The following is a 13,961-nucleotide window of genomic DNA, read 5'->3' as shown; positions in this document are numbered from 1 at the left end:
TGCTGCGGTGTGCAGTTGTTATACTTTAAAATTCTCCGAGGCCGAACAGATGTTTGTCTTTGATGCTGCAAGCGCCCATCGGCAGACGAATTATAAAATTAGTGCCTTTTCCTAATTCAGATTCAACTTCCATTGTTCCATTGTGATTCTTGGTTATGATAAAATAAGAGACAGACAAGCCAAGACCCGTACCAGAACCAATCGGTTTTGTTGTAAAAAAAGGTTCAAAAATCCTTTTACAAGTCTCTTTATCAATCCCAGGCCCATTATCTTTAACTTCAATCCGTAGCATATTGAATTCTCTTTCTTCTGAAAGCTTGAGACAAAATTTTGGTTGATAATCCTTTTCTGAAAATTGTTTTTCAAACATGGCATATGCACCATTATTAAAAACATTCAATAAAACCTGCTGAATTTCACTTCCTCTACAGACAATCACTGGCAGATCCTTTTCATACTTTTTTTCAATAACAATGGATTTAAAGTCAAATTTTTTCTTTAAATCATAGCCTGATGAAGCCAATGCCAAAATTTTTTCCATAAGAACTTTTGGGTTATGAGTTGAAAAAAAAGAGTCGCTTTTTCGTGAAAAACTCAGGATATTTCTCACTATATCAGCAATTCTTAAACCCGATTCTGTTATCGCCTCAAGCATTCGGGGAACTTTACGGGCATGCATGAATTCATGAATAGCTTCCATTGTTGTTCCGGATGATTCCGCCGCTTTTATATTGGCAGGCATATCCTTCATGGTTAATCGATTTGACAATACATTTGTATTTTGGATAACACCGGCCAAAGGATTATTGATCTCATGGGCCATAGCGGCTGAAAAGCCGCCAAGAGAAAGCATCTTCTCTGACTGAACCATCATTTCTTCCAATTTAACTTGTTCCGTAACATCATCAACCCTGACAACCGCACCTGCCCGCCCGTTAGCCGTCAAAGGATAGATGGTGATATTTTCAAATATTACCTGATCTTCCTCTTTTCTGAACTGCCGTGGATTTGAGCATATTTTCCTCATGCTAATGGCTTGTTTTAAACGCTCTGACTCACTTGAAAGAAGCGGGAAGGCTTTTTCAAATAATTGTCCTTTTGCTGATTCTTTTGATATCCCTGTTATTATTTGTGCTTTATGGTTCCATTGGTTCACTCGACCATCTTTGTCCACTCCGATTATCACCGAGGGCATGGAGTCGATAATATTGGAAAGATAATTGCGTAAATTACTGATATCTTCTTCATCTCTCTTTCGGTCCGTGATATCCAATATTGCTCCGATCAGGCCGATAAAAGAGCCCTTGTTGCCCGGAACAACAGATGTGCTGAAGATCACATCCCGCAGTTTGCCATTTGTATTTTTGACCTGAGATTCGTATTGCTGTTTACCACCGATCGCAAACAGCTCATTGTCTTGTGCAGTATATTTTTCCGCCAAATGCCTTGGGCTGATATCAAATACGGACTTGCCTATCAGATCTTCCCTCTTTTTCCCAAAAAAAACTTCAAACGCTTCGTTGAATTCAAGATATCGACCCTTTTTGTCTTTATAGAAAACCGGTATGGGTATCGCATTGATCAGCGTTTTAAGAAAAGTTTCCCTTTCCTTCAGGATATTTTCAACCTTTTTGCGCTCGGTGATGTCGCTCATCACCATTCGCCTTGATGTGATGCCTTCGGAATTCTGCACAACGGTTGTTGCCAAGCGCACCCAAATTGCCGAGCCGTTATTTTTCAGCATCCTGAGATCACACTCCTGCGGAACATCGGTTTCAAAAAGCTGTTTGTTATGCAGATAGTATATGTCTTGATCTTCTTTCAGGATAAACCGGGTGACAGGCTGTTTGACAATAGTACTCCGGGTTGTTCCCAGCATTTTGGCAGCGGTGAGATTGCATTCAAAGATCAGCTTCTGCTCGTTGATGCTAAAAAAGCCTACCGGGGCCATATTGTACAAGTCAAAATAGCGAGCTCGTTCAGTGTACAATTCCGCCTGGAATCTTCTCAGTTCATCGTTCTGCATTTCCAGTTCGATTTGATGAACCTCAAGATCATGAATCAGAGTCTTCATTTCATCAGGAGAAAATTCAACAGGGCAGTCATTGTTAACAGATGATACTTTCAATGCCTTTTCGGCTCTTTGCCTGAGTTCAGAATTATCCGGAATTTCTTTCTTATTGCCCATCTTGTTCTCACTTATTTTTCGATCAACCAAGCAAGATTCCTTTCTGTTGTTGCAATCTCAATGGGCTGACCTGTTTCATCCATTAAAGCCGTGATAGTCAACCATACCTCCAGATTTTTCCCGGTACTTGTCTTCCTCCTGCTTTTGAATGGGGGGATGGGTTCATGTCTTTTTAATTTTTCAATGATCGAATTCAGTTCGCCTTGTTTGTCCTTGGGCAGAAATTCGCTGATATTCATTTTAAGCGCCTCAGATTCAGTCCAGCCGTACATTGCCTGCGCACCCTTGTTCCAGGCCCGTATATCACCGTTTAGGCCCAGAACGGTAATGGCATCATTAGAATCCTCCAAAACTGTTGCCAGCCGCCTGAATTTGTCCGCCTGTTTTATTTTGTTTACATTGATAAAGGTCATCACCACGCCATCAATGAGATTCTCAACCGTCCGATAGGGAATCATCTTCAAGGTATACCAGATATCATCCAAAGACAAGATTTCTATTTCAATGGTATTGAGATCTTTGAGGACATTTCTGGCCAAACCTACAAGATTGACATCCCCAAAACAAGTTTTGAGGTCATCGAGCGGCCTGCCGATATCGGTCCGGATCAGATTTATTAAGTTGTCGGCAGCAGGGGTGTAGTTTTTGATACACAGGTTCGTATCAATGAAAAGTGTGGCAATTTCAGTAGCAGCCAGAAGGTTGTTCATATCATTTCTGGTCTTGGAGTACTCTTCTACTTTAGTTTGAAGCTCCGCATTGACTGTTGCCAGTTCCTCGTTTGTAGATTGAAGCTCTTCCTTGGAGGTTTCCAGCTCTTCATTGGAGCTTTGTATCTCCTCATTAAAAGATTGCAGTTCTTCATTGGCTGACTTAAGCTCTTCATTGGAAGTTTCCAGCTCCTCAATTGTTGCCTGAAGATATTCCCGGGTTGATTGAAGCTCCTGCTCAAGACTTTGCAGGGCCATACTTTTTTTTCGGGTCTTGACAGCTCCCATTGTTTTTTCACCTGACGCATCTGCAGGAATTTTATCGTCAAACATGATCAGCATAGATCCTTTTGGCAGCCCCTGGTCTGTTATCGGTCGAATCAATATGTCGATACTACAAAAAGTACCATTCCGGCTAATTTTCACATCCTTACAGACCGTGGCCGTTTTCTTTTGAGCTGCTTTGTGAAGGGCTATTGTCAGTTTGTTTTTTAAATCTCCGCAGGCCATATCCAGTACATTAAAGCTTGGTTTTCCAGTGGGCGGTGATAAGTATTTGGCTGTTATTCCTGCGAAATAAAGAATTTCATATTTGTCGTTTATCAAAACCCCGGCAGGAGCATAGACATCAAGAATCGTTCTTTCAATAACGGCTTGAATATCCGTTTTCGCAGACAGATGTACATCTTCATCCGCTTTGATTCCCGGCTGTGCATCATGGTAGATTTTACCGGAAAAATCTATCCCTTTGCCCACAAAGGATTTACTCCGTATAAAAATTTTCAATTTACTGTTGAACGGCTCAAAAAGATCCGTATGTTCCCCAATACTCTCTGATGTTCCCAGTAACAATATGCCTCCCGGATTCAAGGTGTAATGAAACAGAGGAATATTTTTTTTCTGGAGAGTGCTGTCCATATAAATCAAAAGATTCCGGCAGCTCACCAGATCCAATCGTGAAAATGGCGGGTCCTTAATGACGTTTTGAATTGAAAAAACAATCATGTCCCGGATCTGCTTTTTAACATGAAAACCATCATGGGTTTTTGTGAAAAATTGATATAAACGTTCAGGGGAAATATCCGCACAGATATTCTCCGGGTAAATTCCCCGACGGGCAATGTCTATGGCAGAAGGATCAATATCCGTGGCAAAAATTCTGACATTGAAATATTTTTTGATGTTATCCATTATTTCAGAAACAATTATGGCCAGTGAATATGCCTCTTCACCGGTTGAGCAGCCAGTAACCCAGAAACGGATTGTCGAGTCCGGTGGTTTGTCTTTTAACATATTTGGAATCACCTCTTTTTCAATGACTTCAAAGACTTCCGGGTCTCTGAAAAAACTGGTTACCCCTATGACAAGGTTTTTAAAAAGAGTGTCTATTTCAACGGGATTTTTCTGAATGAACTGAATATAGTCAGACAACCTTGTTATCTGATGAACGGCAAGACGGCGCTCAATTCTGCGGGAAATGGTGTTTGGTTTGTAGTGGGAAAAATCGTGGCCGGTTTTGCTGCGGATCAGAGCAAAAATTTTCTGAATATAATTTTTATTCGGAGAGTCTGTGATTTTGATTTTGTCCGGTAATCCAAGGTATGGATGCTGTGTATACCGGGTTAACGCTTCCGGCATTTTTTCAACCGGAAGGACAAAATCAATAAGCCCGGTTTCGACAGCACTTCTGGGCATGCCATCGTATTTTGCCGTGTCCGGCTGCTGGACCATGGCCATTCCCCCTTCACTTTTGATCGCTTTAATTCCCAGTGTTCCATCTGATGCCGTCCCTGACAGGATGATGCCGATGGCTTTTCCCTTCTGATCTTCCGACAGGGATCTGAAAAAGAAATCAACCGGCATATTAATGACACCAGTTTTCATCGGCTCTATTAAATGAAGGCTGCGATTGAACATGGCCACATTTTTGCCCGGGGGATTCAGATAAACATGGTTTGGCAAAACCTTTGTGCCATCTTCAATCTGCTTGACAGCCATACGAGTTTGCTTTTCCAGAAGCGATGCCATAATGCTTTTGTGCTGCGGACTCAAATGCTGAATGATCACAAATGCCATACCACTGTCGGGCGGCATGATGGAAAAAAAAACATTGAGGGTTTCCAGACCACCGGCTGAAGCACCGATCCCGACGATGAAGAAACGGTCGCTTTTTTTGATTTTTTTCTCTTGATCAACTGTTTCCAAAAATTTTTCTTTGGCTATAAGTACTTTTTTCTTCTTTGTCGGCATATTCACTACCTCAAATGAGCGGTAAAAAAAGTTAAGGCTACTATAATCGAAATACTTTAGTCTTGAACTTAACAATAACATGCATAAAGATTGACTGCCCCAATATTTAACAATTCAAATTATATCAAACAATCGGATATTGCAAAATTTCCAGAAGAATAAATATGAATAAGGATGTTTTATTTCATACCGGGAATCTTGCAATGACAGATGCGGAATGCTGTTGAATTAGGTTAAATATGACCTTTTGAGCGCATGTGACCGTTTTTTCAACAATTGGCAGTGCTTAACAGGCATTTTCAATAAGGAAATTATTTTAACAAATCAAGCAGTTGTGATGTGATGTGCATATAATTGCAGTTACGGCACAAATGTTGAAACTCTAATTTTCTAAAGGGATGGAAAAAAAATTTTAATGTCCGAAAAAAGTGCGCTTTGAAATCAATCAGAACAAACTGGCCGATTAGTTTCATATTAATTTTTTTTTATGAGGTGAGTTATGACTTATGAAAACAGGCCCATTGTACCAAAAACAGTTGAAAATAGGGATGAAAACAAAAAGGGGCAATTAATCAAACAAGAAACAAAGCCTGATATGCTGTATCTTCTCCCCATTACAGGACGTCCCCACATGCCCGGACAAGTTCAACCTCTTATGGTCAATAAGAAACTATGGGAAGAAACGCTGAACAAGGTATCAAGTCAGGCGAAAAGCCTTTTGGGCCTGGCTTATTTAAAAAAGATAAAAAGCAAAGACGTTTATAAAGAAGATTTTCCCAAAGTCGGTTGTGTTGTCAGAATAGAGAATATAGTGAAAGTTCAAGAAAGTGTTCAATTTATTGCCCAGGGACTTGAAAGATTCCGAATAAAAAAATTTCTTTCTGATAAACCGCCTTTTGCAGTTCAGGTAGAATATTTTGAAAAAATTGAGGAAAATGAAATTGAATTAAAAGCCTATGCCATTTCAATTATTAACTCCATTAAACAATTGCTCGCATTGAGCCCTTTATACTCGGAACAAGTAAGACTATTCCTGTCAATGTTCAGTCCGGATAAACCGGCACCACTGACGGATTTTGCCACAGGCATTACAATGGCTTCAGGAGATGAATTACAGGAAATCTTAGAGTTACCTCTTGTTATGGATCGAATGAAAAAAGCAATGATGATGCTGCAAAAAGAGATTGAAATTGCAAAACTTCAAAATAAAATCAAAAAAGATCTCAACCATCAGATGGAAGACAACAAACGAACATTTTTCTTAAAAGAACAAATGCGTGCAATTCAAAAGGAACTTGGACTGCTCAAAGATGATAAAACATCGGATGTGGATAAATTTAAAAAAAGATTTGCAGCACTTTTTCCAACAGACCAGGTGGTGAAGCGTTTTGATGATGAAATCAAAAAACTATCAGTGCTGGAGATAGGATCTGCGGAATATGGGGTCACTCGAAATTACCTGGATTGGGTCACGTCTTTTCCCTGGGGAATCCATTCCAAGGACAATATCGATATTGATCTGGCCCAGAAAGTTCTTGACCGGGACCATGCTGGATTAAGTGATGTAAAGGACAGAATAATAGAATTTTTCGCTGCCGGAATTTACAGAAAAGATATTGCAGGCTCCATTATCCTGTTTGTAGGGCCTCCGGGTGTCGGTAAAACCTCCATTGGAAAATCAATTGCACAAGCCCTTGGAAGAAAATTTTACCGCTTCAGCCTTGGCGGAATGAGAGATGAAGCTGAAATCAAAGGGCATCGAAGAACTTATGTGGGCGCATTGCCAGGAAGACTGGTTCAGGCATTAAAAGATACAGAAGTATCCAATCCTGTAATCATGCTCGATGAAGTTGATAAAATCGGGGTCTCTTACCAGGGAGATCCTGCATCTGCATTGCTTGAAGTGCTTGACCCGGAACAGAATGTCGAATTTATGGATCATTACATGGATCTTCGGATGGATCTGTCAAAAGTTTTGTTTATTTGCACGGCAAATCAGCTTGATACCATTCCAAGACCGCTTCTGGACAGGATGGACAAAATCAAGCTTTCCGGCTATATCACTGAAGAAAAAATTCAGATTGCCAGAAAACACCTGTGGCCAAAACTCTTAAGGCGGAACAACATGACTTCAAAGGTGATCACCATTACGAATCCGACTATCCGGTATCTGATTGAAGGATTTGCCAGGGAAGCAGGGGTCAGAGATCTTGAAAAACTCTTAAATAAAATAATCAGAAAGAGCATTGTAACCATATTGAAAGAAAAGAAAAAGAAAATCAGGATTAATATCGAATCGTTAGACAAGTTACTTGGGTCACCGACTTTTAAACATGAAAAACAGATGTCAGGAGTTGGTGTCGTAACCGGCCTTGCCTGGACCCAGATGGGAGGAGCAACCCTTTCCATTGAGGCTGTAAGAATTCATGAAAAAAAACCGGGATTTAAACTAACGGGAAAACTCGGTGAAGTTATGCAGGAGTCAGCAGCCATTGCCTACAGTCATGTCAGGGCAAACATGGGCTTGTTTAACATCAATAAAAAATATTTTGACAAAGCATTTATCCATATTCATGTGCCGGAAGGAGCAACCCCAAAGGACGGCCCCAGCGCAGGCATCACCATTGCAACGGCACTCGTATCACTTGCAACCGGAAAAGCAATCAATCGACCTCTTGCCATGACAGGAGAAATTACGCTTACAGGCAAGGTGCTTCCTGTCGGTGGTATCAGAGAAAAAATCATTGCCGCAAAACGATCAGGAATAAATGAGATTATAATACCTGAAGGGAGTATGACTCAGATAAAAAAACTTCCTGCGCACATCAAAGAAGGTATCGAGTTTCATTTTGCTGACAAATACAAAGATGTGTTTAAAATCGCATTTAAAAATCAACTTGAATGATAAAAAGTTGAGCCTCAGACCAATGACCTGGAAAGTCAATCCGAAAGTTGGAATGCAATTCGAAAGTTGTTAATATCGTAAAAAAATGCTATCAAAAAAAGTTTGGCTTAACAAAAAAAGCCATGCAAAAAACATAGCGAGTTAAGATCTGCCTAATCATTGAAATTGAAAAATGGGCGGAAATTGAAAAATGAGCGGTTGACATACTCTGCTATCATGTATAATTCGGACGATTTAATTTTGACTTCGTGCCTTATAAATTAAATTGAATTACAAATTCATTTAGCAATTTATCGGACTTATTGCCAAAGCCGGGAGAAAAAATGAATAGGGTCATAACTTTAACTGTCATTGGTCTATACTTTGTATTAACCGTATTTCTGATTGATGCCTGGGCTCAAATGCCATTTGAGACTACCCCCATCACAAACAAAGGTAAAAAATGGCGCATTGGCTATCTTGAGGGGGGGCCCTATGCCAATTACCAGTCTATTCTAAAATCAATAACAAAAACACTTATGGATGCGGGTTGGATACAGCACTCATCCATTCCTGAATGTCGGGATGAAATTGAAACCAAAACATTATGGAAGTTTCTTTCCACGCAAATTCAAAGCAACTATCTTGAATTTGTGTCTGATGCCTATTGGTCTGCTGAATGGTGTGATGCAAAACGTAAAAGTTTAAAACATGACATCATAAAACGTTTGAATGAATCTAAAGATATCAATCTGATGCTTGCTTTTGGCACATGGGCCGGTCAAGATCTTGCAAACAATCAGCACAACACTCCCACCATGGTATTATCGGCTTCCAATGCAATTCGTTCCGGCATTATAAAAAGTGTTGAAAATTCCGGATTTGATCACATACATGCCTGGATAGATCCCAATAAATCCGAACGTCAGCTGCGCTTGTTTCATAAGATAACAGGTTTCAAAAAATTGGGCATAGCCTATGAGAATGATTTAGATGGCAGATCTTATTCTGCTGTAGAGGATGTGCAAAACTTATCACGGGAACTTGGGTTCCAAATCATTGAATGTCATCTGCCCGGTCAGGCTTCAGGAACATCTCATGAAGAAGCTGAATTAGTAAAATGTTATGAGCAGCTTGCCCAAAAAATTGATTCAATGTATATCACCGATTATGCTGGATTGACAAAAAAAAATCTCAACAAACTTTTAATGCCTCTATTCGAAAACAAAGTGGCAACTTTTGCTCAAACACGCTATGATTTGGTAAAATATGGAATTTTAATGGGTGCTGGAAGGTCTGATTTCAAGGCCGACGCACGATTCTATACTGAAATTTTGGCCGGAATATTGAATGGCAAAAAACCTGGAGATCTTCCACAGGAATTTAAAAGCCCCCTTAAAATCGTTGTCAATCTTGAAAGCTCAAAACAGATCGGATTTCGCATACCCCTTGACATCCTTGCAGGTGCCTTTGAGATACATGAAACCATTCACCACCCAGAAAATAAAGAATAAAGAGCATAGAAAGTAAAAATGCACTCAATGAATTTATCAATATTAAAAAAGAAAACGCGCCTCAGAACCATAAGATCAAAGATTCTCACCCTTATTATCGGCCTTATGGTTTTCACTTCAATGGTGTTCACATTTATTACGACAAAAAATTATCAACGGGAACTAACCGCTCATTATCATAAACTGAGCAAAGAAACACTTTCGTCAACAATACGAATCATTGATTCTGAATACAATGATCTTCTATCGTATGAAATCAATTCCATAAAAACACAACGGTCACTTATGGAAAACACAGGCAAAAACCTTTTGTTAATGATCAATTCATTTTATGATCTTCATAAAACCGGATTTTTAACCGAACTGACAGCTAAAGAGCTGTGTCTGAAAAACATAGAGGAATATCGGTATAAGAAGAACAACTATTTTTTTGTTTATGATTTGAATTTGACCGGATTATCACATCCAAGCAAAGAGATGGTGGGGAAAAACTGGTCCGGATTCGAAGATCTCAAGAAAAGAGATGCATTGCAACTGGTCCGGGAAAATTTAAAAACCGAAAAAAAAAATTTCACTGTTTTTATGTGGCCACGGCTTGAAGATATGAAACCTGTAAAGCAGATAGGATTTTTCATGTATTATCCCCAATGGAAATGGATCATCGGGACAGCCTTGGAAATGGGTTATATTGAAAAAATTTCTTGTGCAAAAGAGAAACTGATCCTTTCAAAGCTAAACAAAATACTGGGTCAGGTAAGTCTGAGCAATGTTGGCGGAATTATCATTTTTAACAGCCATGGAAAAGTTATCCTCCATACTTCGAATTTAAAAGATATTGATTTAAAGCTGTCCGGAATGACGCTTAACCCATCAATTCAAAATTATTTAAAAAAATCAACCGGTAATTTTAGCCAGCCTGTTGAATATCCATATCCCAATAAGAACCAAAAGCAAATGACCCAGAGCGCTTTTGTAGATTATTTTAAATCCATGGACTGGTATGTTGCAGCTTTTGTTGATAACCAAACATTAAAAAAACCAGGTTCTGCAATTGCTGCCAGACACTCTGCCATCATTTTGATGTTTTCTATGATTGGAATTGCTTTTGCTGTTTTTATCAGCAAAAAAATAGCGTCTCCGCTTGCAGATCTGACGCAATATGCAAAAAATCTGGCAAACAGTAATTTTAAATTACACGACGATCCATTGCTGAAATCTATCAGAGCAAATGATAGGAATGATGAGATAAAGCAACTTGCTGATGCATTTGCATTCATGGAATTCGAACTTAAAAAAAACCTGCTTGATTTAAAAAATTATCAGCAGAATTTAGAACATCTGATCGAAATAAGAACCAAAGCACTGTCAGATACCAATAAAGACCTTACAAAAGAAATTCAGGAACGAAAACGGTTAGAGGAAAAACACAATAAATTGATCAAAGAACTCCAAAAAGCTCTTGATAACGTTAAAATGTTAAGCGGTTTACTCCCGATTTGTTCTAACTGTAACAAAATCCGCAATGATAAAGGGGATTGGAATGAATTGGAAGACTATATTGAAAGTCATTCCGATGTATTGTTCACCCATGGCCTGTGTCAAACGTGTGCTGATAAACTTTACGGCCATAATGCCTGGTATATTAAAAGTAAGAACAAAAAATTGAGAAACCAAAATCCGCCACATCAAACTCCATAGGAAAATGAAAGGAAACAATAGCGATGGAACTTACCCGAAGATTAGCTCAATTTGTATGTGCCACACGGTTTGAAGACCTTCCTGAACCTGTAGTTAACAAAGCCAAGGAGTGTTTTCTTGACTGGCAGGGAGTGGCATTAGCCGGCACCACTGACCCTGGCTCCAAAGTCATGATGCATTATGTTATGGCCGTTGGAGGAAAACCGGAAGCAAGCGTCATTGGTTCATCACTTAAAACAGATATAGCCAACGCCGCCCTGGCCAACGGTATGATCGGCCACGCTCTTGATTTTGACGACTATCATGATGAAACCGTCATCCATGCCTCTGCCGCCTGCGTACCGGCGATCCTGGCACTGGCGGAAAAATTCAACACCAGCGGCAGGGAGTTTATCACCGCCATGGTTCTGGGAGTTGATGTGTGCATCCGCATAGGATTAGCCCTGGGAGACTATCATTACCAGCGAGGCTGGCACACTACAGCCACAGCCGGCACTTTCGGAGCCACTGCCGGCGCGGCAAAACTCATGGGACTCAATGCCGATCAACTGGTTACCGCCTTTGGCATCTGCGGCACCCAGGCCAGCGGACTGCGGCAAGTCTTTGGAACCATGTGCAAACCTTTTCATGCCGGCAAAGTCTCCATGGAAGGCATAATGTCTGCATCACTGGCTTCCATGGGATTTACCGCTTCCCAGAATATGCTTGAAGGGGAACTGGGACTGCTTGATGTGCTGACCGAGACACCTGACCAAGCAATCATGCTTGATCAGCTGGGGCAAAAATTTCATATTAACCGGTTGAGTATAAAACCTTACCCCACATGAGCCTGAACGCATTCGACGATGAATCTCCTGGAGGAGATCAGGACTCAAGAAAATATTGATATTGAAAATGTGGACCGCATTGATCTTGAAATCGGCCCTGTGGCCTCAACAGCCGCAACCATAAAAGCCCCCAAAATAGGTGTTGAAGGCAAATTCAGCGTATGGTTTCTGGCTGCCCTGGCCTTGGCCGAAGGCAATGTCACTCTGGCTAAATTTACCGATGAAAAAGTCAACTCCCCGCGACTTGTAACCCTGTGCAAAAAGATCCACACCTCACTTGACCCGCGAATCGGTTTTGGTGCCAGAGTGAAAATTTTGATGAAAGACGGCACCAAATACGCCCGGTTTCTGGCCAAACCCAAGGGAGATCCGGACAATCCCCTGACCTTTGAGCAACTGGCTGAAAAATACCGTAATGCAGCCATTATGGCCATTTCCAAAGAAAAAACAGAAAACCTGATCAAAAAAATCAAATCCCTGGAACAGATCAATAATATGAATGAAATCGTGGCATTGACGATTCACCCCAATGCCTGACCGTTGAACTGCTCAAACCGTAATCATTGTACACCACCGGTTACGGTTTGAATGATGTACAGTCATGGTAAAGGCAGCACCTCCGGTAGCAATGATCACAGGGACGGATGCATGGGTACTGATTGATTATGTAACCCAGTATTGACTTTTCAGATGTGGCTTCGAGGCCATCTGCCTTTTTGCCTCAAAATCATATTGAGGGATTCCAGCTTGATAAGCAGCTTGTGTTTCAATTCCACACTGGTCTGATTAAAAGAGGCTTTACCTCGTTCGTTTAATTTTGCTTTTACATGTTTCAATTCCACACTGGTCTGATTAAAAGGAAAATGCATTTATGATGATCCATAATCCGTGGTCAGTTTCAATTCCACACTGGTCTGATTAAAAGTTCAAATTTTTGCTGCAATTCAGAACTATTAATGTAGTTTCAATTCCACACTGGTCTGATTAAAAGCTTTTCCCATTTCTACCGTTGTGCCCCCAGAAAATGTTTCAATTCCACACTGGTCTGATTAAAAGCCTTAGAGCCAAACACATACCAACGTAGTGAAAAAATGTTTCAATTCCACACTGTAAGCGGTAATTAAACCCCATCTACTAAGGCCTCCAGATTTCGCTTAATATCTCTTCTCAAAAAGGAGGTGTGTATTGAGCAAATCGTGGAAGAAAATAAACGAAGAAAAGGCAATATTCTGGAAAACACATATCGATCAATGGACTGAATCCCGCCTGTCCCAAATAGAGTACTGCCGCCAGAATGGCCTGAGGCCGAACAGGTTCACCTATTGGAAGATTAAATTCGGTAAACCAAATCAGCCCACAGGACTGGTTCAGGTTCCTGTGCCGACTCACTTTTGTCAAGCAGGGCTAAAACTGAATATAGGCCGGGAACTGCAAGTGGAAATCCCTGACGGTTTTAAGAAAGAAACCCTTGAGCAGGTGCTTTCTGTATTGAAGGCTGTCCAATGATGAATTTTCCGTCAGACACCAAGGTCTATCTATTCTTAGGCGCAACGGATATGCGCAAAGCTATTAACGGATTGTCCGTCATTGTCAGTGAACAGATGCAACTTGACATATTTTCCTCCAACTTGTTTGTATTCTGCAACCGGACGCAGACCATTTTAAAAATTTTATACTGGGATAAAAATGGCTTCTGTATGTGGCAGAAACGTCTTGAAAAAGACCGTTTCAAGTGGCCGAAAACATCTGACGATGTCATGAATATTACCAGTCGAGAGTTGTCCTGGTTAGTTGACGGCCTGAATATAAATCAGGCACATAAACCCTTGAAATATTCCATGATTTATTGATGTTAAAACTATGAAAAAGCCCGTGGTTATGGTATATACA

9 protein-coding genes and 1 CRISPR repeat array are annotated in these 13,961 nt (G+C 40.4%); of the genes, 7 read left to right on the top strand and 2 right to left on the bottom strand.

Annotation, left to right across the window (positions count from 1 at the left end; all coding sequences use genetic code 11):
• Positions 1-25: 25 nt before the first annotated feature.
• Together TOL2_RS23460 and TOL2_RS05290 are read right to left on the bottom strand one after the other, a co-directional pair.
• Positions 26-2,188, bottom strand: a complete 2,163-nt coding sequence (locus TOL2_RS23460) for a PAS domain-containing sensor histidine kinase (RefSeq protein WP_014956487.1) — start codon at positions 2,186-2,188, stop codon at positions 26-28.
• A gap of 11 nt (positions 2,189-2,199) precedes the next feature.
• Positions 2,200-5,148: a chemotaxis protein CheB gene (locus tag TOL2_RS05290; protein ID WP_014956486.1), complete on the bottom strand. Its 2,949-nt coding sequence runs from the start codon at positions 5,146-5,148 to the stop codon at positions 2,200-2,202.
• Positions 5,149-5,647: 499 nt separating this feature from the next.
• Here TOL2_RS05290 and lon point away from each other — a divergent pair, with 499 nt between their 5' ends.
• The 7 genes from lon (at position 5,648) to tnpB (ending at position 13,921) form a co-directional block, all read left to right on the top strand.
• Positions 5,648-8,053, top strand: a complete 2,406-nt coding sequence (gene lon / locus TOL2_RS05285; protein WP_014956485.1) for an endopeptidase La — start codon at positions 5,648-5,650, stop codon at positions 8,051-8,053.
• Between the two features lie 323 nt (positions 8,054-8,376).
• Positions 8,377-9,546: an ABC transporter substrate-binding protein gene (locus TOL2_RS05280; RefSeq protein ID WP_041279296.1), complete on the top strand. Its 1,170-nt coding sequence runs from the start codon at positions 8,377-8,379 to the stop codon at positions 9,544-9,546.
• A 27-nt stretch (positions 9,547-9,573) separates the two neighbouring features.
• Complete coding sequence (locus TOL2_RS05275; protein ID WP_041279295.1) at positions 9,574-11,244, top strand: cache domain-containing protein; 1,671 nt, start codon at positions 9,574-9,576, stop codon at positions 11,242-11,244.
• Positions 11,245-11,267: 23 nt separating this feature from the next.
• The gene (locus TOL2_RS05270) at positions 11,268-12,071 is read left to right on the top strand and encodes an MmgE/PrpD family protein (RefSeq protein WP_041279294.1); all 804 of its coding nucleotides are present in this window, start codon (positions 11,268-11,270) and stop codon (positions 12,069-12,071) included.
• A gap of 18 nt (positions 12,072-12,089) precedes the next feature.
• Positions 12,090-12,608 (top strand): MmgE/PrpD family protein, encoded by a 519-nt coding sequence (locus TOL2_RS05265; protein WP_041279292.1) that lies wholly within the window; start codon positions 12,090-12,092, stop codon positions 12,606-12,608.
• A gap of 226 nt (positions 12,609-12,834) precedes the next feature.
• A CRISPR array of direct repeats spans positions 12,835-13,127; the repeat unit is 30 nt; unit sequence GTTTCAATTCCACACTGGTCTGATTAAAAG.
• A 129-nt stretch (positions 13,128-13,256) separates the two neighbouring features.
• Positions 13,257-13,577: an IS66 family insertion sequence element accessory protein TnpA gene (tnpA, locus tag TOL2_RS05260; protein ID WP_014956142.1), complete on the top strand. Its 321-nt coding sequence runs from the start codon at positions 13,257-13,259 to the stop codon at positions 13,575-13,577.
• A complete protein-coding gene (tnpB, locus tag TOL2_RS05255; RefSeq protein ID WP_014956143.1) occupies positions 13,574-13,921 on the top strand; it encodes an IS66 family insertion sequence element accessory protein TnpB in 348 nt (115 codons plus the stop codon). Before tnpA ends, tnpB begins: the two co-directional genes overlap by 4 nt.
• The last annotated feature ends 40 nt before the right edge of the window (positions 13,922-13,961 follow it).

This window comes from Desulfobacula toluolica Tol2 (assembly GCF_000307105.1).
GTDB classification, from domain to species: Bacteria; Desulfobacterota; Desulfobacteria; order Desulfobacterales; family Desulfobacteraceae; genus Desulfobacula; species Desulfobacula toluolica.
Note: the sequence above shows the minus strand (reverse complement) of the source record. Positions and strands in the feature narration are given on the sequence as shown.

Excerpts from the sequence above, each read along its gene's own strand:
- lon (WP_014956485.1), top strand. The coding sequence starts at position 5,648 with ATGACTTATGAAAACAGGCCCATTGTACCAAAAACAGTTGAAAATAGG.
- TOL2_RS05265 (WP_041279292.1), top strand. The coding sequence starts at position 12,090 with ATGAATCTCCTGGAGGAGATCAGGACTCAAGAAAATATTGATATTGAA.
- TOL2_RS05270 (WP_041279294.1), top strand. The coding sequence starts at position 11,268 with ATGGAACTTACCCGAAGATTAGCTCAATTTGTATGTGCCACACGGTTT.
- tnpB (WP_014956143.1), top strand. The coding sequence starts at position 13,574 with ATGATGAATTTTCCGTCAGACACCAAGGTCTATCTATTCTTAGGCGCA.
- TOL2_RS05280 (WP_041279296.1), top strand. The coding sequence starts at position 8,377 with ATGAATAGGGTCATAACTTTAACTGTCATTGGTCTATACTTTGTATTA.
- TOL2_RS23460 (WP_014956487.1), bottom strand. The coding sequence starts at position 2,188 with ATGGGCAATAAGAAAGAAATTCCGGATAATTCTGAACTCAGGCAAAGA.
- TOL2_RS05290 (WP_014956486.1), bottom strand. The coding sequence starts at position 5,148 with ATGCCGACAAAGAAGAAAAAAGTACTTATAGCCAAAGAAAAATTTTTG.
- TOL2_RS05275 (WP_041279295.1), top strand. The coding sequence starts at position 9,574 with ATGAATTTATCAATATTAAAAAAGAAAACGCGCCTCAGAACCATAAGA.